The organism is Novosphingobium sp., from assembly GCF_027486195.1.
In the GTDB taxonomy this organism is placed as follows: domain Bacteria; phylum Pseudomonadota; class Alphaproteobacteria; order Sphingomonadales; family Sphingomonadaceae; genus Novosphingobium.
Window position 1 is genome coordinate 1 of record NZ_JAIXPP010000120.1, and the last position, 19,825, is coordinate 19,825.

23 protein-coding genes are annotated in these 19,825 nt (G+C 66.6%); 21 read left to right on the forward strand and 2 right to left on the reverse strand.

All coding sequences use genetic code 11. The features are described 5' to 3' along the window. The first annotated feature begins 42 nt into the window (after positions 1–42). Positions 43–879: a cytochrome c1 gene (locus tag Q0071_RS20350; protein ID WP_298174068.1), complete on the forward strand. Its 837-nt coding sequence runs from the start codon at positions 43–45 to the stop codon at positions 877–879. A gap of 93 nt (positions 880–972) precedes the next feature. Beyond that, on the forward strand, positions 973–1,509 hold the full coding sequence (locus Q0071_RS20355) for an adenine phosphoribosyltransferase (RefSeq protein ID WP_298174070.1): 537 nt from the start codon (positions 973–975) through the stop codon (positions 1,507–1,509). A 70-nt stretch (positions 1,510–1,579) separates the two neighbouring features. Here Q0071_RS20355 and Q0071_RS20360 read toward each other — a convergent pair whose 3' ends face one another. Further along, entirely contained in the window at positions 1,580–2,224 is a 645-nt protein-coding gene (locus tag Q0071_RS20360; protein WP_298174072.1) for a YqaA family protein, read from the reverse strand. 265 nt (positions 2,225–2,489) lie between these two features. Here Q0071_RS20360 and Q0071_RS20365 point away from each other — a divergent pair, with 265 nt between their 5' ends. From Q0071_RS20365 to Q0071_RS20455, 19 genes are all read left to right on the forward strand, one after another. After that, positions 2,490–3,020: a hypothetical protein gene (locus Q0071_RS20365; protein ID WP_298174074.1), complete on the forward strand. Its 531-nt coding sequence runs from the start codon at positions 2,490–2,492 to the stop codon at positions 3,018–3,020. A 53-nt stretch (positions 3,021–3,073) separates the two neighbouring features. After that, a complete protein-coding gene (locus Q0071_RS20370) occupies positions 3,074–4,348 on the forward strand; it encodes a terminase family protein (RefSeq protein WP_298174110.1) in 1,275 nt (424 codons plus the stop codon). 97 nt (positions 4,349–4,445) lie between these two features. After that, positions 4,446–5,609 carry a phage portal protein gene (locus tag Q0071_RS20375; protein ID WP_298174076.1) on the forward strand — a complete coding sequence of 388 codons (1,164 nt, stop codon included), beginning with the start codon at positions 4,446–4,448 and terminating at the stop codon, positions 5,607–5,609. After that, a complete protein-coding gene (locus Q0071_RS20380; RefSeq protein ID WP_298174078.1) occupies positions 5,606–5,914 on the forward strand; it encodes a DUF6127 family protein in 309 nt (102 codons plus the stop codon). The genes Q0071_RS20375 and Q0071_RS20380 overlap by 4 nt, the downstream gene beginning before the upstream one ends. Further along, a complete protein-coding gene (locus Q0071_RS20385) occupies positions 5,911–6,369 on the forward strand; it encodes an HK97 family phage prohead protease (protein ID WP_298174080.1) in 459 nt (152 codons plus the stop codon). The genes Q0071_RS20380 and Q0071_RS20385 overlap by 4 nt, the downstream gene beginning before the upstream one ends. A gap of 106 nt (positions 6,370–6,475) precedes the next feature. Next, positions 6,476–7,657, forward strand: a complete 1,182-nt coding sequence (locus Q0071_RS20390; RefSeq protein WP_298174082.1) for a phage major capsid protein — start codon at positions 6,476–6,478, stop codon at positions 7,655–7,657. 157 nt (positions 7,658–7,814) lie between these two features. Beyond that, positions 7,815–8,363: a phage head-tail connector protein gene (locus tag Q0071_RS20395; RefSeq protein WP_298174084.1), complete on the forward strand. Its 549-nt coding sequence runs from the start codon at positions 7,815–7,817 to the stop codon at positions 8,361–8,363. Beyond that, entirely contained in the window at positions 8,360–8,509 is a 150-nt protein-coding gene (locus Q0071_RS20400) for a hypothetical protein (RefSeq protein WP_298174087.1), read from the forward strand. Before Q0071_RS20395 ends, Q0071_RS20400 begins: the two co-directional genes overlap by 4 nt. 12 nt (positions 8,510–8,521) lie before the next feature. Next, positions 8,522–8,917: a DUF3168 domain-containing protein gene (locus tag Q0071_RS20405; protein ID WP_298174090.1), complete on the forward strand. Its 396-nt coding sequence runs from the start codon at positions 8,522–8,524 to the stop codon at positions 8,915–8,917. A gap of 54 nt (positions 8,918–8,971) precedes the next feature. After that, the gene (locus tag Q0071_RS20410; protein WP_298174091.1) at positions 8,972–9,379 is read left to right on the forward strand and encodes a phage major tail protein, TP901-1 family; all 408 of its coding nucleotides are present in this window, start codon (positions 8,972–8,974) and stop codon (positions 9,377–9,379) included. Continuing rightward, complete coding sequence (locus tag Q0071_RS20415) at positions 9,376–9,708, forward strand: gene transfer agent family protein (protein WP_298174093.1); 333 nt, start codon at positions 9,376–9,378, stop codon at positions 9,706–9,708. Before Q0071_RS20410 ends, Q0071_RS20415 begins: the two co-directional genes overlap by 4 nt. Next, a complete protein-coding gene (locus tag Q0071_RS20420) occupies positions 9,705–9,914 on the forward strand; it encodes a phage tail assembly chaperone (protein ID WP_298174095.1) in 210 nt (69 codons plus the stop codon). The genes Q0071_RS20415 and Q0071_RS20420 overlap by 4 nt, the downstream gene beginning before the upstream one ends. Continuing rightward, on the forward strand, positions 9,907–10,485 hold the full coding sequence (locus Q0071_RS20425) for a tail tape measure protein (protein WP_298174097.1): 579 nt from the start codon (positions 9,907–9,909) through the stop codon (positions 10,483–10,485). The genes Q0071_RS20420 and Q0071_RS20425 overlap by 8 nt, the downstream gene beginning before the upstream one ends. A 16-nt stretch (positions 10,486–10,501) precedes the next feature. Beyond that, positions 10,502–12,856 carry a DUF2460 domain-containing protein gene (locus Q0071_RS20430; RefSeq protein WP_298174100.1) on the forward strand — a complete coding sequence of 785 codons (2,355 nt, stop codon included), beginning with the start codon at positions 10,502–10,504 and terminating at the stop codon, positions 12,854–12,856. A 1-nt stretch (position 12,857) separates the two neighbouring features. Further along, positions 12,858–13,688, forward strand: a complete 831-nt coding sequence (locus Q0071_RS20435; protein ID WP_298174102.1) for a DUF2163 domain-containing protein — start codon at positions 12,858–12,860, stop codon at positions 13,686–13,688. Beyond that, positions 13,685–14,095, forward strand: coding sequence for a peptidoglycan endopeptidase (locus Q0071_RS20440; protein ID WP_298174104.1), 411 nt, complete (start codon positions 13,685–13,687; stop codon positions 14,093–14,095). Before Q0071_RS20435 ends, Q0071_RS20440 begins: the two co-directional genes overlap by 4 nt. 5 nt (positions 14,096–14,100) lie before the next feature. Further along, complete coding sequence (locus Q0071_RS20445) at positions 14,101–16,317, forward strand: phage tail protein (protein ID WP_298174106.1); 2,217 nt, start codon at positions 14,101–14,103, stop codon at positions 16,315–16,317. A gap of 21 nt (positions 16,318–16,338) precedes the next feature. Beyond that, entirely contained in the window at positions 16,339–16,794 is a 456-nt protein-coding gene (locus Q0071_RS20450) for a DUF2793 domain-containing protein (protein ID WP_298174108.1), read from the forward strand. A 192-nt stretch (positions 16,795–16,986) separates the two neighbouring features. Then, positions 16,987–18,093, forward strand: a complete 1,107-nt coding sequence (locus tag Q0071_RS20455; RefSeq protein WP_298174112.1) for an OmpA family protein — start codon at positions 16,987–16,989, stop codon at positions 18,091–18,093. A gap of 173 nt (positions 18,094–18,266) precedes the next feature. Here the strand turns inward: Q0071_RS20455 and Q0071_RS20460 are convergent. Next, a partial coding sequence (locus Q0071_RS20460) for an MFS transporter (RefSeq protein WP_366886873.1) occupies positions 18,267–19,825 on the reverse strand: 1,559 nt, incomplete at its 5' end.

Genomic DNA, 19,825 nt, shown 5'->3' on the forward strand with positions numbered 1-19,825 from the left:
TCGCCTGAGCCTGCCAACCCGGCACATCCAAAGGGAAACCTCATGGTCCGTCTATTTGGCCCGCTCGTTGGCCTCTTCTTCGCAGTCGCGCTGCTCTGGTCGTTCGGAAACGGCGCCTATAACGCGGTGACCCAGCCCTCTCCGCCCACCGCGGAAGCGCTGTTCCACAAGCATCCGAAGGAAGTCGCGTTCTCGTTCGACAGCGCCTTCGGCACGTTCGACAAGGCGCAGCTTCAGCGCGGCTTCAAGGTTTACCAGGAAGTCTGCTCGAACTGTCACAGCCTGAAGCAGGTGGCGTTCCGCGACCTGACTCAGCTGGGCTACAACGAGGCCGAAGTGAAGGCGATCGCGAAGAACTGGGGCAATAAGGCCCAGACCTTCGATCCCAAGACCGGTGACCGCGGTGATCGTCCGAACCTGCCTTCGGACCACTTCCCGCCGGTGTACTACGCCGGTCAGGGCGTGCCGCCGGATCTCTCGCTGGTCGCGAAGTCGCGTCATGGCGGTGCGCAGTACATCCACTCGCTGCTGACGGGCTATGTCGACCAGGCTGGCTACAAGAACGAGGCGGGCCAGGAACTGCTCAAGATGTTCCCGGATGCGAAGACGCCCGATGGGCTGTACTTCAACCCCTACTTCGCCAACCTGAACCTTGCGATGCCGGCCCCGCTGGTGAGCGACGGGCAGGTGACCTACAGCGACGGCAAGGCCGCCACGGTCGACCAGATGGCGATGGACGTCTCGGCGTTCCTGACCTGGACCGCCGAACCGAAGCTCGACAAGCGCAAGCAGACGGGCTGGCCGGTGCTGGGCTTCCTGCTGGCGGCCACGGTCCTTGCCTACCTTGCCAAGCGCAACGTCTGGGCTGACAAGCACTAAGCATTCCGGCACTGATCTTTCCGATCAGGGTAACAAACAAAGGCCACCGGCAACGGTGGCCTTTTTTGTGGGCGGGGCTATGGAGGGCACGCCATGACCGAGGACGAAATCAAGGCGCTTGTGCGCACGGTGCCCGACTTCCCTGCCAAGGGAATCCTGTTTCGCGACGTAACGACGCTGATCAGCCACGGTGAGGGTTTTGCCGCCTGCATCGCACATCTGGCGCGGATGGCGACAGCAGCCGGGGCAGAGGTGATCGCCGGCATGGAAGCGCGCGGCTTCATCTTCGGCGCGGCGGTGGCGGCACACATGCGGCTTGGCTTCGTGCCAGTGCGCAAGCCGGGCAAGCTGCCGGTGCGCACCGTGGGCATCGACTATGCGCTGGAATACGGCCGGGACCGGCTGGAGATCGATCCGGGCGCAATCGAGAAGGGTGCGAGGGTGGTGATCGTCGACGACCTCATCGCCACCGGAGGAACCGCTCTGGCAGCGACCGAACTGCTGCGCGGCGCAGGTGCGCGGGTGGACCATGCGCTGTTCGTGATCGACTTGCCGGACTTGCACGGTGCAGAACGCCTGCGGGGCGCCGGTGTGACCGTGGAAGCGCTGATGGATTTTCCGGGGCACTGACGCCCCGGCAAGGCTGTTTTACAGGATCTGCGCCCCGCCCGCATCGGGCGGGAGCCTGAGGGCGACGCGATCAGAAGTTGGCGAGCGTAGCCGTGGCGCAGCGGACAGCCTCAGGATCAGTACCACTGCTGCCGCCGGTCAGCATGCCGGCAAGCACGAATCCGCCGACGACGAAAATCACGAAGCCGATGGTGACAAGCCCAAGGTACTTGTCGATCACGCGCTTGATCGGGGCGCCGAACAGCTGGAACAGCCCGCCGACGATCATGAAGCTGATCGAACGGCTGATGATGCTGGCGAAAAGGAACGTCACCAACGACATCTTGATGAAACCGGCGCTGATCGTGATCAGCTTGAACGGTATCGGCAAGACGCCCTTGACGATGATGATTTCCCAGCCGTGGGCACGCAGATAGCAGGCTGCCTGCGGAAAGCTTTCAGCCAGGTGGAGCATCTCGAGCAGCTGCTTGCCGACGCTGGCGAAGAGGAAATAGCCGATCGCATAGCCCAGCAGGCCGCCAAGCACGGATCCGGCCGTGGCGATCGCGGAGAAACGCACCGCCTTTTTCGGTTCGGCAAGGCACATGACCCCGAGCAAGGGATGCGGCGGCACAGGGAAGAAGCTGGCTTCCATGGCAGAAAACAGCGCCAGCCACACTTCGGCAAGCGGGTGCGTGGCCTTGGCCATGGTCCAGTTATAAAGGCTGCGAAGCATTGGGCTGGGTACTCGACTGATCAAACGTGCGCCTGCGGGCAGAATCGGGACAAGTCCCGCGAATGGTCCCTAGCAACGCAATCCAAACATTCCCTAAGCGAGCACGCGCCAAAGTGCTAGGGGGCGCAGCGCTTAACCATATGGGTACAAAATCCTTGACATCGTCACGCTGTTTGAGTACATAACAGGAACATCGCGAAAGACCGAGTCGCCGCCCCGGCAGCGGATCGGTCGGTGCTTCCCCTCCCCCAGCGACGGAAACCTCATGGCCCAGCGACCCAATGCGCCGAAGCCGCGCACCGCCGCCCCTGCGCGTCGCGCCAGATCGGACAGCACCCCCAAGTGGGCAGGCGTCTTCCTGGCCGCGCTTGCGGATACCTCTAACGTCGCTGCGGCGGCCCGCGCGGCGTCCATCGATGTTTCGACTGCGTATAACCGCCGGCGGCATAATCACGAATTCAACCGCGAATGGCAGGTGGCGCTCTGCGAAGGCTACGACAACCTAGAGATGGAGCTGCTCTGCCGGCTCCGCACCGGCGAGGTGAAGCCTGCGGCGGGCGCCAAGAAGGGCAACCGGACCTTCGACAATGCCACGGCGTTCCGCCTGCTGGCCGCGCACCGCGAATCGACCACGCGGGAACGTGCGCAGCGCCAGCATACGAGCGCGGAGGAAATCCGGGCTGCGATCGATCGCAAGGTCGATGAACTGCGCCGCCGGGTGATGGAGGCCAAGGCACAGCGCGAGGCTGCGGCGCTGGCAGCCGGGATCCTGCCCAAGCCGCAGGATCCCGCGTGAGGTCCGACCGGCTGGACTTTCTGCGCCATGACGAGGACCGACTGGCCCATGCGCTGCCGGATTGGCTCAACGAGAGCGAACGAAACGCGGTGCTGGCGGACTGGTCGCTGTGGGCCCGCGCCTCGCAGCTGCCGCCGCCGGGCGACTGGCGGGTGTGGCTGATCATGGCGGGGCGCGGGTTCGGCAAGACGCGCGCCGGGGCGGAATGGGTGCGGATGGTGGCCGAAAGCGACCATTCCGCACGGATCGCGCTGGTGGCTTCCTCCTTGCACGAAGCGCGCAGCGTGTTGGTGGAGGGTGAGAGCGGCCTGATGGCTGTGAGCCCGCCGCACCTGAGGCCGCGCTATGAGCCATCGCTGCGCCGGATCGTATGGCCCGGCGGGGCGCAGGCGCTGCTTTACTCGGCGGCGGAAGCCGAGGCCTTGCGCGGGCCGCAGCATAGCCACGCCTGGTGCGACGAAATTGCCAAGTGGGACGACAACCAGGGGCAAGCCCGGCGGTGCTGGGACAACCTGATGCTGGGCCTGCGGCTGGGGAGCACACCGCAGATCGTGGCGACGACGACGCCGCGTGCGGTGCCGCTGGTCAGGCGGCTGGTGGCGCAGGTCGGCGCAGACGACGATGTCGTGCTGACGCGCGGTTCGACGCTGGAGAACGAGGCCAACCTGCCGGGTCGATTCCTTGCCGATGTGACGCGCGAATTCGGCGGGACGCTGCTGGGGCGGCAGGAACTGGAGGGCGAGCTGATCGATGATCTGCCCGGCGCGCTGTGGACGCGCGGGCTGATCGAGACTTGCCGTGACACCGGCGCGGCTCCGGCGATGACGCGCGTGATCGTGGGAGTCGATCCACCGGCCAGCGCCGAAGGCGACGCCTGCGGGATCGTGGTTTGCGGGCTGGGCGACGACGGTGTGGCGCGCGTGCTGGCAGACGCATCGGTCGAGAAAGCCAGCCCGGAGCGATGGGCCCGTGCGGTGGCCGAAACGGCACGAGCGTGGTCTGCCGACCGCGTGGTGGCCGAGGCCAACCAGGGCGGCGCGATGGTGGGAGCCGTGCTGCGGGCGGCCAATGCCACGCTGCCGTTGCGGCTGGTGCACGCAACGCGGGGGAAAACAGCGCGGGCTGAGCCGGTCGCAGCGCTCTATGAAGCCGGGCGGGTGCGCCATGCCGGCTTCTTCGCACGGCTTGAGGACGAACTGTGCGGGTTACTGCCGGGCGGAACCTATCAGGGTCCCGGCCGATCACCGGACCGGGCCGACGCCTGTGTCTGGGCGCTGACCGAACTGATGCTCGGCCGCGCTGGAGAGCCGCGCATCTGGATTGATTGAGGGGCCAATTCCCGGATTCGGGGGAACACGCCCACCCCCAGCCCCTCCCGCAAGCCGGAGGGGAAATCATCGCTTCGAGCGTTTTGAAAGGCTGGACATGTCAATTTTGCAAAGCCTCGCGGCGGCCTTCAAGGGCGCCGCGGTAACCGACCGTGCGCCTCTGGCACGCGGGTTCATTTCCCCCTGGGCCGAGGCGTTTCAATGGCGCGGCGGCGAGGCGCGAGGGCCGCTCAACTATCCGGCCGCAATCCGCGAGGCCTATCTGAAGAACCCGGTTGCGCAGCGCGCCGTGCGGCTGGTGGCCGAGGGTGTGGGCAGCGCGCCGCTTTCTGCATCGGACCCGGAACTGGTCCGGCTGGTCGGCGCGACCAGCGCGGGGCAGGCGCTGCTCGAGACGCTGGCAAGCCAGCTGCTGCTGCACGGCAACGGCTATGTACAGGTGCTGCGCGATGCCGATGGCCAGCCGGCCGAACTCTTTGCGCTGCGCCCTGAGCGGGTGCGGATCGTGCCCGACAGCAAGGGCTGGCCGGCGGCGTTCACTTACACGCTGGGCGAGACGACGCTGCAGATCGATGCGGTGGACGAGTTCGGCCAGCCCAACCTCATTCACATCCGCGCCTATCACCCCTCAGACGATCACTATGGCGCAGGCTGCCTGGAGGCGGCGGACGAAGCGGTGGCGATCCACAATGCCGCCGCGCGGTGGAACCGGGCGCTGCTGGAGAACGCGGCGCGGCCTTCCGGTGCGCTGGTCTATGACCCCGGCGAGCCGGGTGCGGCGCTGAGCGCCGACCAGTTCGAACGGATCAAGACCGAGCTGGCGGCAGCGTTTTCGGGCGAAACCAATGCCGGACGCCCGATGCTGCTGGAAGGCGGGCTCAAGTGGCAGACGCTGGCGCTGAGCCCGGCGGACATGGACTTTGCCACGCTGAAGGCAGCGGCGGCGCGGGATATCGCTCTCGCCTTCGGCGTGCCGCCGATGCTGCTCGGGCTGCCGGGCGATAACACGTACGCCAATTACCGCGAGGCCAATCGCGCGCTGTGGCGGCTCACGCTGTTGCCGCTGGCGGGCAAGATTCTGGATGCACTCGCCGAAGGGCTGGCGCCCTGGTTCGCGGATGCGCGGCTGGCGGTCGAACTCGACCGGGTGTCGGCGCTGGCCGAGGACCGGCAGGCATTGTGGTCGCAGGTGACGGCGGCGGATTTCCTGACACCTGCCGAGAAGCGGCAGATGCTCGGCATTGCGGAGAAACTGGCATGAGACGCGAGGACATGCTGGCCGGGCTGCTGGCGCAGGCCGGGAGCGAAGGCTCTGAACTGATCACGCTCAGGGCCGTGGTCGAAGAAGCAAGCGAGCTGGGTGCGGCGCGGGCGCTCGAGCAGATGGGCCTTGCCGACGAAACCGCGCATGAGGATCTGGCCGAACTGCGCGAGCTGTTGCGGGCTTGGCGGGACGCGAAGGCGAGCGCCTGGAAGGCTGTGGTCGGCTGGGTGGTGCGCGGACTGCTCGCGCTGCTGCTGCTGGGCATCGCGGTGCGGCTCGGATCCGAGGATGTGCTGCGATGAGCGGCGCAGCGGAACCGGCGCCTCCGGCCCTTCGCTTTGCAGGTTACGCCGCCGTCTTCGGCAAACGCGACAGCGGCGGTGATGTGATCCTGCCGGGCGCATTTGCCGAAACGCTGGCGGCGCGCAAGGAGGCGGGCGTGCGGCTGCCCCTGCTATGGCAGCACCGCACCGGCCAGCGGATCGGCTGGGTCGATCTTGCCGAGGAAGACCGGCACGGCCTGCGCGTGATCGCTTCGCTTTCGCCCGGTGCTGGCCCCGCCGCCAAGGCTCTGGCGGCAGGGGCGGTGAATGGCCTCTCGTTCGGATATCGGGTGCGCGATGCCGCACCGCAGGGCAGCGGGCGCCAACTGCGCAGCATCGACCTGATCGAAGTCAGCCTGGTGACCCGGCCCATGCAGCAACTGGCCCGGGTCCACTATGTCGACAGCAATGGCGGCCGATTGGCGCCAGCGTAACCTCCAAGTCTTCGTAACCCCAACATTTTCGTGAACCCCGAAACGGCCGCCGCGGAGCGTGAGGCCCCGCAATGACGGCCGCCATCAAGAAAGGACGTTCGGTTCCATGGACATCAACACCCCCGAAAGCGCCATGAGCGGCGCAATCGAGACCAAGGCCGACGCGTTCGACGCGTCGTTCGACATCGCGCTGCGGCAGGATGAGGCGGCCGCCGCAATCGAGGCGCTGCGCGGCGACATTGCCGAAGTGAAGGGCCGGCTCGACAAGGTGAACCGCGCGGCGGTGCGGCCGGTCATTGGCAGCGCGGCGGATGGCGCGCTGGAAGCTTCGCCGGAGCTCAAGGGCTTTGTCGATGGCTATCTGCGCATGGGCCGGGAGACCGAGCTCAAGGGCTTCTCGATCGCTTCGCCGGCGGATGGCGGCTTCACCGTTCCGCGTACGATCGATACCGAGATCGCGCGCCGCCTGCTCAAGATGAGCCCGGTGCGCAGCGTGGCCAATGTGGTGCAGACCAGCACCAGCGGCTTCCGCCGCCTGATCTCGATCGGCGGTACGGCGTCTGGCTGGGCCAGCGAAACCGGCGCGCGTACCGAGACGGCAAGCCCCAAGTTCGCCGAGATCGTGCCGCCGTTGGGCGAGCTCTACGCCAATCCCTCGGCGACGCAGCAGATGCTCGACGATGCCGCGTTCGATGTGAGCACCTGGCTGGCAGGTGAAATTGCCAGCGAGTTCGCCCGTGCCGAAGGCGCCGCCTTCATCAACGGCACCGGCACCAACCAGCCGCGCGGCTTCCTCACCGGGCCGACCGCCGCGCAGAGCGATACGGCGCGCGCTTTCGGCACGCTGCAGTTCATCGCATCGGGCAATGCCAATGCGTTTGACACGACGCCGGAAGCGAAGCTGATCGACATGGTCTTCGCGATGAAGGCAGCGCTGCGCCAGGGCGCGGTGTGGATGATGAATTCGGCAACGCTGGCGACGGTGCGCAAGTTCAAGGCGGCCGATGGCTCGTTCCTGTGGCAGGCGGGCATCGTCGATGGCCAGCCGAGCCGGCTGCTGGGCTATCCGGTGATCGAGGCCGAAGACATGCCCGATATCGGTGCGGGCAGCTTCCCGATCGCGTTCGGCAACTTCAAGGCCGGTTACCTCATCGCCGAGCGCACCGCGACGACGATCCTGCGCGATCCCTATACCAACAAGCCCTACGTGCAGTTCTATGCGACGCGCCGCGTCGGTGGCCAGCTGCTCGATAGCGACGCGATCAAGCTGCTCAAGATCTCGACCTGAACGAGGCAGGCCTGACTGGTAAAGGCCTGAATGGTTGAGGGCTGGCGCGAAATCCCCTGTCGCGCCGGCCCCGCGTCCGCGGCGGCTCCCCTCACGCCGCGGACGCCCCCTTTTCCTGCCCTGGATGTTTCCCATCCCCCGAACACCGGAGATTGCCATGAAGCGGGCAATAACCGCGCCGCCGATACTGGCACCGACGGCGCTCGCCGAACTCAAGGCATGGCTTGGCATCAGCACGACGCGCGATGACGCGGAGCTGACAGGTCTGATCAAGACCGCGCTGGAGCTGTGCGAAGGATTTATCGGCACGATGCCGCTGGTATCGGGCTGCGAGGAAGTGCTGCAGACTTGTGGTGACTGGCAATCGCTGGCGACCCGGCCAGTCAAGGCGATCACCGGCGTGCTGGCGATTGCAGCGGATGGCACCCGAACTGCGCTGGCGGCGACCGACTACGATATCGACATCGACGCCGAAGGCACCGGGCGCATTCGGCTCACGCGGCCGATCGAGCAGACCCGCGTTGCCGTGAAGTTCACCGCCGGGATGGCAGAAGGGTGGGACACGCTGCCCGATGCGATCCAGCAGGGTCTGGTGCGCTGGGCCGCCTACCAGCACCGCGTGCGGGACAATGACAAGGCCATGGCCGGGCCGCCTGCTTCGGTGGCGGCGCTGTGGCGGCCCTGGCGGCGGATGCGCATCGCATGAGCGGAACCGGCAGCAACTTTGCCCAGGTGCAGCAGCAGCTGATCGCCGCCGCGCGCCGCATCGCCGAAGCCCGGGCCGCCAGCCGCCCCGCACCGGACAACACGGCCAACTGGCGGTCCGCGCGGTGGCTTTGGCCCTTGCTGTGACAGGAGTGAGCAATGGAACTGGCTTTTCGTGCCGCAGTTATTGCCTGGCTCGCCGCCGATCCGACGCTGGCGGACGGACTGAACGCGATTGTCGAGGAAGCGCCGATCAAGACCGCGCTGCCCTGGCTGGCGCTGACGGCGAGTGCGAGCACCGACTGGAGCAACAAGAGCCTGCGTGGGCGCGAAATCCGCGTGGCGCTCGAGCTCAACTACCGCGGCTATGCGCAACTGGCGGAGACCGATCTGATCGGCGCTATCGAAGCGCGGATGGAAAGCCTGCCTGCCGACCAGAGCGCAGCCGGATTCCGGATCGCCAGCCTGACGTTCCTCAAGGCCCGCGCCGAGCAGCGCGGCGAGGCACTGCGTTCGCTGGTGCTCGAATACCGGGCGCGGGTGCTGGCCGCCTGACCGCAGGCCCAGCCTTGCGAATGTGATGCCTAACTCTCAATCAGGAGAACCGAAATGCCCGCACAGAAGGGAAGCGCCTTTCTGCTGAAGATCAGCGATGGCGCCGCGACGCCGACCTACAACACCGTGGCCGGGCTGCGCACGACGCAGATGTCGATCAACGGCGAACTGGTGGTGGTGACCAGCAAGGATTCGGGTGGCTGGCGCGAGTTGCTTTCCGGCGCAGGAACGCGATCGGTGAGCGTGAGTGCAGCCGGAATCTTCCTTGGCAGCGCAGCCGAGAGCCAGGTTCGCGGCAATGCGCTGGCCGGCACCATCACCGACTACGAGCTTTCGTTCGAGGGCGGCGAGAAGATGCGCGGCAAGTTCCTTGTCCAGAAGCTGGATTACTCCGGCGATTTCAACGGTGAGCGCAATTACACGCTGTCGCTCGAAAGCTCGGGCGTGGTGGTGCAGGTATGACCGGCGTGCCGATGACGCCCGTGACCGCCAATCCGCATCGCGGCGAGGCTGGTCTGCCGCTGGACGGCGTGACGCATGTGCTGCGCCCGACTTTCGGTGCCCTTGTGGCCGCCGAAGAGGAGCTTGGGCCGCTGTTTGCGCTTGTCGAGCGCGCGAGCGGCGGCGAGCTGAAGCTGAGCGAAATGGTGGCGCTGTTCTGGCATTGCCTGGCGCATCCTTCCGCACAAAGCCGCGAGGACTTTGCCGAGGCGGTAACCCGCGCCGGCCTCTCTGCCTGCGCACCGGCGCTGCGCAGCCTGCTCGTGCAGGTGCTGAAGGGCGGCGGATGAGCGCCAAGGCCGAAGCCCGTTTCGGCGAGGCCGCGACACGGCTTTCGGGCCAGGCCGCGCTGCTGATCGGCTGGGCGCCGGATACCTTCTGGTCCGCCACCCCGGCCGAACTGGCGGCGGTTGTCATGGCCGCCGCGCCGCCGCCGGCGGGCGGCATCGACCGCACCACCCTGTCTGCAATGATGGAGCGCGACGCGCATGGATAGTCTTTCTACGCTGGTCGTCGATGTGCGGGCCAGCACCGACGGGTTTGCCGCCGACATCGGCCAGATGCGCAACAGCTTCGATTCGATCCTGGTCGATGGCTTCAGCCGGGGCAGCGATGTGCTGGAGCGCGGGTTGCTGAGCGCCGTGCGGCGCGGAAGCCTGGGGTTCGAGGACTTGCGCCGTACCGGTCTCCGGGTGCTCGACGACATTGCGGCGCAGGCCCTGCGCGGCGGCCTGGCCTCGATCGGGCTCGGGAGTTCGGGAAGCAGTGGCCTTGGCGGCGGAATCCTCGGGCTTGGCGGCCTGATCAGCTCGATCTTCGGGTTGCCGGGCCGAGCGACGGGCGGGCCAGTTGCACCGGGACGGCCATACCTCGTCGGCGAGCGCGGGCCGGAGCTGTTCGTGCCGACATCGGCCGGGCAGATCGACCCGGGCAGCGGCGGCGGCGGGCGGGCTGTCAACGTCTCGATCAAGGTGGTCGCGCCCGCAGGCAGCAGCAGCCCGGAAAGCCTGCGCCGCTCCAGCCGTCAGGTGGCGCAGGCGGTGCGCCGCGCTCTGAGCGAATACTGAGGAGGAACGAGAGGCCATGAGCTTCTGGCTGGCAAACCGCCGCACCGTGCAGGCGACCGACACGATCCAGCGGTTCGATCCGCGCTTCTGGACCGTGGATTTCCCGCGCCCGGCGATGGCTTCGGTGGTGACCACGGCCCCCGACGCGCTGCGAGTCGATGCGGTATTCCAGAAAGCGGACGATCTGATCGGGCTGATCTGGGAGAGCGCAGACCGGTGGGACCACCCGCTGCTCGCCTATGACACCGACCGCGACTATGCGCGGCTCACACTGTCGTTTCGCTGGCGTTCCAGCGGCGTGCTGCCGCTTGATGCCATCAATGGACCGACGCTGACGATCGAGGGTCGCGACGCGGCTGGCAATCCGCGCGGCTGGTATGTGCGGCTGTGGAACTATGCCGTGGGGACCCCGACCGATGCGGTGGTGACGTTGCCATTCTCGGCGCTGGCGGGTGGGTTCCTGCTGCCGGGGGAAGCCGATCCGGTCCATCCCTCGGACATCGACCGGATGTTCATTTCGCTCGTCGCGCCCGGCTATTCGGCGACCGCGACGACGCCGTTTTCACCGGCGTTGACGGGCTGGGCCGAACTGAGCGCCATGCGCTGCAGCGGGCACAGACCCATGCTGACCATCGGCGATGTGATGGTGCCGCCGCACGGGCTTTGCATGGCGACGGGCTATGACGACGGCTACAACCAGACGCCGGCGCGAATGCTGCGCACCATCCGGGGCCTGGGCTATCGCGGCAGCATCAATCACTATGTCGGAATGAGCCACTTCTTTCCGCTGGCGCCGGACGGCGCGGGCGGTTTCGTGGTCGATCCGGCGCTGCCTGCACTCAATCCTGCGGCAGAACATTGGCATGGGGCGTTCCTGTCTGCCGCAAAGGCGATGGGATACACGGTCATCCTCTCGCAATCCTACGAGTTGCTGGCACAGCATTGTCCCGCCGCCTGGCAGCAGCGAACCGCCGATGGCGCTCCGGCCCGAACCGGCTGGTCGCCGCCTTCGACATTGCTTTCGCCGGCCAGCACGGCGGCGAATGACTGGCTGCGCAAGGTTGCGGTGCGGCTGGCCGGATTGTTGACCGAAGCCGGCTTGCCGGTGCGGTATCAGGTGGGTGAGCCGTGGTGGTGGGTCACTGCAGATCGCAAGATCTGTCTCTACGACGACGCAGCCAAGGCGGCGCTGGGCGGCAGCCCGGTGGTCATTCCCGACCTTGGTGCGACGCTGACGGCTGCGCAGAAGGCACTGCTTGATGCAGCGGGCGCGCTGCTGGCGAGTTCGACGACGAGCCTTGCTGCTGCCGTGCGAACGGCGGCGGGGAGCGCGCCGTGCGAAACCCTGCTGTTGGCATTCCTGCCGACCGTGCTCGATCCCGCGACACCCGAGGCGCGGCGCGCGAACCTGCCGACCGGATGGGCCGCGCCCACTTTCGATGTGCTGCAGCTCGAAGACTATGACTGGCTGACGGCCGGGTTCGAAGCGCGACGGACACGGGGGCGGGCCGAAGCGGAGGCTCGGCTCGGCTACCCGCGCACGCAGCAGCATTACCTCTCGGGCTTTGTGCTGAACGCCGCCGATGCCGAGGCCATGTGGCCACTGATCGATGCAGCCGCGAGCGAAGCGCAGGCGCTGGGCGTGGCGGAAACTTTCATCTGGGCGCTACCGCAAGTTGCGCGCGACGGCTTTACCCGCCTGCCCGATGCCACCGCCGGGGCGGCCAGCGAGGACGACATGATGCAACCCTTCGACGACGTGCTCTTCCCGATCGCGATTGGCCGGTCCGCGACCGTGACTCCTGAGTTTTCGACCAATGTGACGATCACGGCATCCGGGTTCGAGCGGCGCAGCAGCCTTTGGGCCGATGCTCGGTTGCGTTTCGATGTGGGCCCCGGCGTCCGCTCCGAAGCCGAACTTGGCGAGTTGATCGCCTTCTTCCGGGCGCGGCGGGGACAGGCGCGGGGGTTCCGGCTGCGGGATCCATCCGACTACAGTTCCAATGGCATGACCGGCACGCCAACCGGGCTGGATCAGGTGATCGGGACCGGCAACGGGGCCAGGGCACGTTTCCCGCTGGTAAAGGCCTATGGCCTCGGCATCGATGCGCAGCAGCGGCGCATTACCCGTCCTCGCCCAGACAGCCTGCTGGTGAGCGTGGACGGCGTAGCGGTGACGAGCTGGACCCTCGATGGCCTGGGCGAGATCGTGTTTGCCGACGCGCCGGCTGCGGGCAAGACCGTGCGCGCCGGCTTCCTGTTCGACGTGCCGGTGCGGTTTGCCGAAGACCGGCTCGACATCTCCGGCGCGGCGTTTGCCGCGGGCGAGGCACCGAGCGTGCCGCTGATCGAACTGCGCGAGGAAGCCTGACATGCCCGAAAGCACGAGGGTCTGGTTCAGCCAGCCGCTTGAGACCGTTGCCATCTGGTGGCGGCTCGAGCGGCGCGATGGCGTGACGTTGGGCTTCACGAGCCATGATCGGGACCTTGCGTTCGATGGGCTCGTCCATCGCACCGCGCCCGGCATGGTGCCCTCGGCGATCCGCCGCACCGCCGATTTCGAGGCCGACAGCGCGGAAGTGGCGGGCGCGCTGAGCCACGATTCCATCCGCGAGATGGACCTTGCGGCAGGCCGGTTCGACGGCGGTTCCATCGCGATGGGGCTGGTCGATTGGGAGACGCTTGAACGCATGACGCTTTATGCCGGCACGATCGGTACCGTGGGGCATGAGGGCGCGGGCTTTTCGGCCGAGCTGCGTTCGGTCAAGGACCTGCTGGCGCGCCAGATCGTGCCGCGAACCGCACCCACCTGCCGGGCCGAATTCTGCGGCGAAGGCTGCACGCTGTCTGCCAATGCCTTCACCCATCAGGCGGTTCTCGCCGCCACTTCGGCGGATGGGGGAGTCGTCCGCGTTTCAGGGGGGCCGGCTGCCGAATCGTTGGCCTTCGGAACGCTGCGCTGGATCGATGGCCCCGAGGCGGGGTTGATTCGCCGGATCGAGGCGGTCGACAGCACCTGGCTTGTGCTGGATCGGGCGGCGGCTGCGAATGCAGCTATCGGCACACGGATCGAGCTGCGCGAAGGGTGCGACCACACGCTTGGCACCTGCGCGACTCGTTTCGGCAACGCCATCAACTTTCAGGGCGAGCCGTTCCTGCCGGGAAATGATCTGCTGACCCGCTATCCGGCAGCGCAGCGGTGAACGCTGCGTTCGTTGAAGCCGCAGCGAGCCTGATCGGCGTCCGCTTTCGGCTGCATGGCCGCGATCCCGCGACGGGCCTCGACTGCGTGGGCGTGGTGGCGGAAGCCATGCGCCGCGCGGGAACCGAGCCGGTCGTACCGGCAGGATATCGCCTGCGCACCATCTCGGTGAACAGCCTGCTGCCCCTTGCTCAAGCCAATCGGTTCGAACCGGCACTGCCAGCGGATGCCGATGTCGTGCTGGTCATGGTGAGCCCGATCCAGCCGCACCTTGTGGTCCGTGCTGCGGGCGGCTTCATCCATGCGCACGCCGGACTGGGGAGGGTGACCTTTCTGCCCGGACCCCTGCCATGGCCGACCGCCGGTGGCTGGCGGGTGCCGAACTTGCTGCACACAATCAGGGACTGACACGTATGGCTACTTTGCTGCTCACTGCTGTCGGCACCGTGTTCGGCGGTCCGCTTGGCGGTGCGATCGGGGCGCTCGTGGGCCGCCAGGTCGATGCCGCTATCATGGGGGGACGCAAGGTCGAAGGCCCGCGCCTGAAGGATCTTACGGTCCAGACATCGAGCTATGGGTCTGCTTTGCCCCTGCATTTCGGCAAGATGCGGGCTGCGGGCAGTGTGATCTGGGCAACTGAACTGGTCGAGCACAAGGACACGGCGCGCGGCGGCAAGGGACGACCTTCCGTCACCAGCTATACCTACACCTCGTCGTTCGCGGTGGCCATTGCCAGCAGGCCGATCGCGGGCATCGGACGAATCTGGGCTGACGGCAACCTGCTGCGCGGCGCGGGTGGCGATCTCAAGGTGGGTGGCACGCTGCGCATCCACAATGGCCATGGAGATCAGGCCGCCGACCCGCTGATGGTCCAGGCTGAGGGGGTCACGCAGTGTCCTGCGCATCGCGGCATTGCCTATGCGGTGTTCGAGGATCTGGAGCTGGCGGACTATGGCAACCGCATCCCCTCGCTGACCTTCGAGATACTGGCGGACACGGCCGGCACTTCGATCGGTGCCATCGCGCGGGCGATCCTGCCGGACGCGGCGGTGAGCAATCTGGACACCAGCCTTACGGGCTTCAGCATCGATCAGGGTTCCGCTGGTGACGCGCTGGCGGTGATCTCGGAAGCCGTGCCGATCGTTTGCGCGGTCTCCGGGGGCACTTTGGCGATCCGCGCGGCAGAGCCAACCGGGCCTGTCTCGCCAGTGGCCTTGCCTGGCCCGGCGGCCGCGACCAAGGAGCGCGAATCGGCCGAGGCCAAGGCCAGTGGCTGGTCGCGCAAGCGCGAACCTCTGCCGCGAGTGCGCCAGTGCGGTGTCCGATACTACGACGTAGCGCGCGATTACCAGCCAGGGCTCCAGCGCGGAATCGGCCGGAGCGAGCAGGGCGACCTCGAGGTCATCGAACTTCCGGCGGCGCTGAGCGCCGCAGAGGCGCAGACGCTGGCCGGCAATGCGAGTCGCCGGGCAGCGCGCCCTGCCGATACGATCACCTACCGGATCACGGAAATCGACCCCGCGATAACCCCCGGTGCATTCGTGAGCATTCCAATCGCCTCTGGCCTATGGCGGATTTCCCAATGGGAGTGGCAGCAGGACGGTGTGTTGCTGTCGCTGACCGCGAGCCCGTCAAGCGGAGCGACTGCCGTGAGTTCGGCACCCGTGACGGATCCGGGCCGGTTCAATCCCGCTGCGGATCTTGCCAACACACCGACTGTGCTGGAAGCGTTTGCGCTGCCATGGGATGGGACCGGGAGCGGAACGACGGCAGCGGTTTTCGCCGCGGCATCGGGAGCCAGTGCGGGCTGGACCGGCGCCGCCCTGCTTGCGGATCTCGGCGGCGATGGCGGCGCACTGGCTTCCATCGGCTCGACCGGACGTAGCAGGGCGCGCATGGGCCGCACCATTGGCGCGCTGCCCACCGCGTCACCGCTCTTGCTCGATCGCCAATCGACGCTGGACGTCGTGCTGGCGGGCACGGATCAAGTGCTGGTCGATGCCAGCCTCGCCCAGCTGCTGCAGGGGGCGAATCGGGCCCGGATCGGCAACGAGATCGCCCAGTTTGCAAGCGCCGCACCGCTGGGAAGCGGCGTGTGGCGGCTAGGCAACTGGCTACGCGGTCGCGGCGGAACGGAGTGGGCGGTGGGGACCCATGTCACTGGCGAACCCTTCGTTCTGATCGACGACAGCCTGGTGCAGCTCGATGCGGCCATGATCGGCGATCCGGCCGCGACCCAAATCGTTGCGGTCGGCCTGGGCGACACCGCCGCGGTCACTGTGCCGATCGCAGACCCCGAAGCCACGCTGCGGCCGCTCTCGCCTGTTTACGGTACGGCGGTGCTGCAGAGCGATGGTTCCATCGCGCTGCGCTGGATGCGGCGGGCACGCGGGGCATGGGTCTGGCTCAATGGAGTCGATACGCCGCTGAACGAAGAGTCGGAGCTCTGGGAAATCACCGTCGGCGACCCGGATACACCGGCGCTGCGCTGGCAAACGACGGTCAGTGCCTTCGTGGCGACAGCGGCGCAGATTGCAGGACTGCCCGCTGGCCTGCCGCAGTATTTTGCCGTTCGCCAGATCGGGCGAAACGCCGCCTCCATGCCGCTGCGCATCGATTTCCCTGCCTGACGCCCGCGAGAGGACACGATGATGACCGACCCCCTGAGCTTTTCGTCTACTTCGCCGCGCTTTGCATTGCCCATGCTGTTCGCCGGGCAGAGCCAGAAGGAAGTGATTGTAAATGAAGCCTTGCTAGCGGCAGACGTGCTGCTTCATCCGGCCGTCGAAGCGGTCATCACGGCTCCGCCGGCAGCGCCAGCAAACGGGCAGTGCTGGCTGGTGGGAGCAAGCGCAACCGGCCCATTTGCCGGGCAGAGCGGCCGGATTGCCGCCTGGAGCGAAGGCGGTTGGCGGTTTGTTTCTGCCAGAGAGGGGATGCGCGCCTACGATATCGCAGCAGCCGCCTACCGATTCTTCGCGGGCGGCACCTGGCAACTTGCGCCGGCACCGACGATGCCATCCGGCGGCGCAGTGATCGACAGCCAGGCCCGCACTGCAATTGCTGCGATAATCACGACACTACGCGCCGCTGGCGTACTGTCCTGACCCTGAATCCCCCCGATCATACTTCGATCATGCCGGCCGACGACCGCGCTCTGGTGTGGGATCGTTGCCTAGATGTCTGGTTTTAGTTGCCTTTTGGCAACATCCCGCACTCACGTTTGCTTGCAAGCAAAAACGAGAGCCGCTAATGGCGAAAGCACCCGAGGCATGACTTCGAATAAAGGGGAAATGATAATGCGGAAACTGCTCGTGGGCTTGGCCCTGGCGTCCACGGCGCTCGCAACGCCGGCACTCGCCAAGAAAGATTCCTGGTACGTCGAGGTCGATGCTGGCGCGATGATCGTCGAAAGGACTGATCTGGCCATCGCTGGTGTCGCTAACGCGGCAAACCTCAAGAGCGATACCGGCTACGACGTTGGCGGTATTGTGGGTTACGACTTCGGCGGCTTCCGCCTTGAGTCCGAGGTCGGCTATCGCCGTGCACGCGCTGACCGCATCACCGACAACACGGGTGCCACGGTTGATCGCGCTTCCGGTACGCTGGGCGGCCGCTCGCAGGCTCTCAGCTACATGGTCAACGGCCTGCTCGACTTCGGCGGCGACGATGGCCTTCAGGGCTTTGTCGGCGGCGGTGTCGGCGTAGCGAACGTCAAGTACTCCATCGTGACGGCCGGCTTCGGCGGTGTCGACGATTCGGCCACCAAGTTCGCGTGGCAGGCAATCGCAGGTGTGCGCACCCCGCTCTCCAAGCACTGGGATGTGGGTCTGAAGTATCGCTACTTCAGCGTGAGCAACGTCAACGTCGTCGGCAACGGCGCGCTGACAGGTCAGGACCTTACGGGCCGCTGGCGCTCGCATTCGCTGCTCGGTACGCTGGCGTACAACTTCGGTGGCGCCGAGCCTGCGCCGATGCCGGAACCGCCCGCTCCGCCCCCGCCGCCCCCGCCGCCGCCCCCCCCGCCGCCGCCGCCGCCTCCGCCGGCGCCGGTCTGCAACAAGGGTCCCTACATCGTGTTCTTCGACTGGGATAAGTCGAACATCACGCCTGAAGCGGCGACCATTCTGGACAACGCGGTTACGGCCTACGGGAACTGCGCCAGCGTTCCGATCATGCTGGCCGGCTACACCGACCGTTCGGGCACGCCGAAGTACAACCTTGGCCTGTCGCAGCGTCGCAACGACTCGGTCCGCGGCTACCTGACCGCCCACGGCATCCCCGATGGCGCGATCACCAACCAGGCCTTCGGTGAAGCCAACCCGCGCGTTCCGACCGCGGACGGCGTGCGTGAACTTCAGAACCGCCGCGTGGAAATCACGTACGGTCCGGGTTCGGGCATGTAAGCTTCGGCGAACTGCCGATTGGAATTGGGGGGCCGGAGCAATCCGGCCCCCTTTTTCTTTTAGCGAAGATGACGCGCTGCATAAAACGGCCAAGGCCTGCGAGCCGCCCGCATCTATGGCATGCGGGGGTGATCGCCCACCCGGGATAAGTCAGCTGACTTCGGGGTGCGGACCTAATGCTCGCGGCTGACCAGATCGCGGCGGCACACTTCGAGAGCCACCAGTGCGAAAGGCACGACGACAAGAATGCCGGCAAGCCCGATGCGCAGATTGGCACCGAACGCACCCGAGATCTTGCCCGCCGCATAAGGCCCGAGTGCAAGGCCCACCATGGTCGCAAACAGGAAGAATGCCGCTGTTGCCGTGGCACGACTTGTCGCCGGGACAATGTTCACGATCGTTCCCGCTGCGCCGCCCAGCGCACAGCTTGCCAGGAACCACATCGGGAACACGCAGAAGTAGACGACCGTGAGCGAATGGGTCGCCAGCATGATGCAGTTCGGCACCAGCGACGTGAGCAGCGCCGCGATTACCACGAGAATGCGCCGGGAATGGTAGCGATCGCCTGCAAGGCGGTCTCCCAGCGCTCCGCCGGCGATCACGCCCAACGCGCCGCCAATCGCTGCCGATCCGCCGACAATCAGCGCCACGGCACCGGCTGATGCGCCAAATTCGCGGATCACCAGCGAAGGTCCGAATGCCGAATTGGCGTAAGTGATCACACACATCAGCCCGTAGCCGAGGTTGAGGCCCACGACCGACTTCGAGGCCCAGATCACTTGGAAGGCTTCAGGATCATCGTGGCGCAGGGCCACCGCCCAGGAAGCAATGGCATAAGTCCCGATGCCAAGCGCAATCCATTGTGCCGGATCGCCGATCAGCACTGACAGGATTGTCCCAAGCAAGCCCAGACCGGCCATGATGGCGAGATTGCCGAACAAGGCCGTCCGGCCGCGCCGGGCAGCCGCCAGCAGGGTGAACGGGGGGACGATAGTTGCCAGATCGCGCACGAAGGCAGCAAGCGTCGCGGGTTGAGGGGCGGGACGAGGCGCACCTTCAGCCTGGGGTGCCTCAAAGCGGCCACGAAGCGGCTCACGCAAGCTGCGCACCCAGAGCGCAAGAGCAAGGCCGGGAAGCCCAACGGCAAGAAACGCGGCCTGCCAGCCAGCGAGGCCGAATGGCCGCTCCCCCATCGGAAAGGCGTGGTTCCAGCCCCCGGCGATCGCTGTGCCGATGTAGAGCGAAAAGCCGCCTCCGAGGTAGATGCCTGACGAAAAGATCGCCACTGCGGTCGCACGGCGGTGTGCCGGAAAGTAATCCGCCAGCAGCGAGTAGGAACATGGCCCCGCAGTCGCCTCGCCCACGCCAACGCCGATCCGCGCGGCGCCCAGCTGCAGGAAACTGCGCGAGAGACCGGAAAGCGCGGTCATTATCGACCAGAGGGCAAGGCCGGCGGCAAGGACACGCGTGCGCATGGCGCGGTCTGCCAGCTTGCCAAGCGGGATGCCGAACAAGGCGTAGAAAACGCCGAATGCAGTGCCGTAGAGAAAGCCGAACTGGGCATCCGAGATGCCGAGATCGTGCTTGATGTCGACCGCAAGGATCGTCAGCAGCTGCCGATCCACGAAGTTGATGATGTAGACTATGACGAGGACAAACAGCGCGTACCAACTGTAGCGGTCAACGCCGAACCATTGCTTCGGCTTATCCGTCATCTCCATACTTGGTGCCA

Excerpts from the sequence above, each read along its gene's own strand:
- Q0071_RS20430 (WP_298174100.1), top strand. The coding sequence starts at position 10,502 with ATGAGCTTCTGGCTGGCAAACCGCCGCACCGTGCAGGCGACCGACACG.
- Q0071_RS20375 (WP_298174076.1), top strand. The coding sequence starts at position 4,446 with ATGTCAATTTTGCAAAGCCTCGCGGCGGCCTTCAAGGGCGCCGCGGTA.
- Q0071_RS20390 (WP_298174082.1), top strand. The coding sequence starts at position 6,476 with ATGGACATCAACACCCCCGAAAGCGCCATGAGCGGCGCAATCGAGACC.
- Q0071_RS20435 (WP_298174102.1), top strand. The coding sequence starts at position 12,858 with ATGCCCGAAAGCACGAGGGTCTGGTTCAGCCAGCCGCTTGAGACCGTT.
- Q0071_RS20410 (WP_298174091.1), top strand. The coding sequence starts at position 8,972 with ATGCCCGCACAGAAGGGAAGCGCCTTTCTGCTGAAGATCAGCGATGGC.
- Q0071_RS20360 (WP_298174072.1), bottom strand. The coding sequence starts at position 2,224 with ATGCTTCGCAGCCTTTATAACTGGACCATGGCCAAGGCCACGCACCCG.
- Q0071_RS20445 (WP_298174106.1), top strand. The coding sequence starts at position 14,101 with ATGGCTACTTTGCTGCTCACTGCTGTCGGCACCGTGTTCGGCGGTCCG.
- Q0071_RS20415 (WP_298174093.1), top strand. The coding sequence starts at position 9,376 with ATGACCGGCGTGCCGATGACGCCCGTGACCGCCAATCCGCATCGCGGC.
- Q0071_RS20405 (WP_298174090.1), top strand. The coding sequence starts at position 8,522 with ATGGAACTGGCTTTTCGTGCCGCAGTTATTGCCTGGCTCGCCGCCGAT.
- Q0071_RS20380 (WP_298174078.1), top strand. The coding sequence starts at position 5,606 with ATGAGACGCGAGGACATGCTGGCCGGGCTGCTGGCGCAGGCCGGGAGC.
- Q0071_RS20420 (WP_298174095.1), top strand. The coding sequence starts at position 9,705 with ATGAGCGCCAAGGCCGAAGCCCGTTTCGGCGAGGCCGCGACACGGCTT.
- Q0071_RS20395 (WP_298174084.1), top strand. The coding sequence starts at position 7,815 with ATGAAGCGGGCAATAACCGCGCCGCCGATACTGGCACCGACGGCGCTC.
- Q0071_RS20355 (WP_298174070.1), top strand. The coding sequence starts at position 973 with ATGACCGAGGACGAAATCAAGGCGCTTGTGCGCACGGTGCCCGACTTC.
- Q0071_RS20425 (WP_298174097.1), top strand. The coding sequence starts at position 9,907 with ATGGATAGTCTTTCTACGCTGGTCGTCGATGTGCGGGCCAGCACCGAC.
- Q0071_RS20455 (WP_298174112.1), top strand. The coding sequence starts at position 16,987 with ATGCGGAAACTGCTCGTGGGCTTGGCCCTGGCGTCCACGGCGCTCGCA.
- Q0071_RS20365 (WP_298174074.1), top strand. The coding sequence starts at position 2,490 with ATGGCCCAGCGACCCAATGCGCCGAAGCCGCGCACCGCCGCCCCTGCG.
- Q0071_RS20400 (WP_298174087.1), top strand. The coding sequence starts at position 8,360 with ATGAGCGGAACCGGCAGCAACTTTGCCCAGGTGCAGCAGCAGCTGATC.
- Q0071_RS20385 (WP_298174080.1), top strand. The coding sequence starts at position 5,911 with ATGAGCGGCGCAGCGGAACCGGCGCCTCCGGCCCTTCGCTTTGCAGGT.
- Q0071_RS20350 (WP_298174068.1), top strand. The coding sequence starts at position 43 with ATGGTCCGTCTATTTGGCCCGCTCGTTGGCCTCTTCTTCGCAGTCGCG.
- Q0071_RS20450 (WP_298174108.1), top strand. The coding sequence starts at position 16,339 with ATGACCGACCCCCTGAGCTTTTCGTCTACTTCGCCGCGCTTTGCATTG.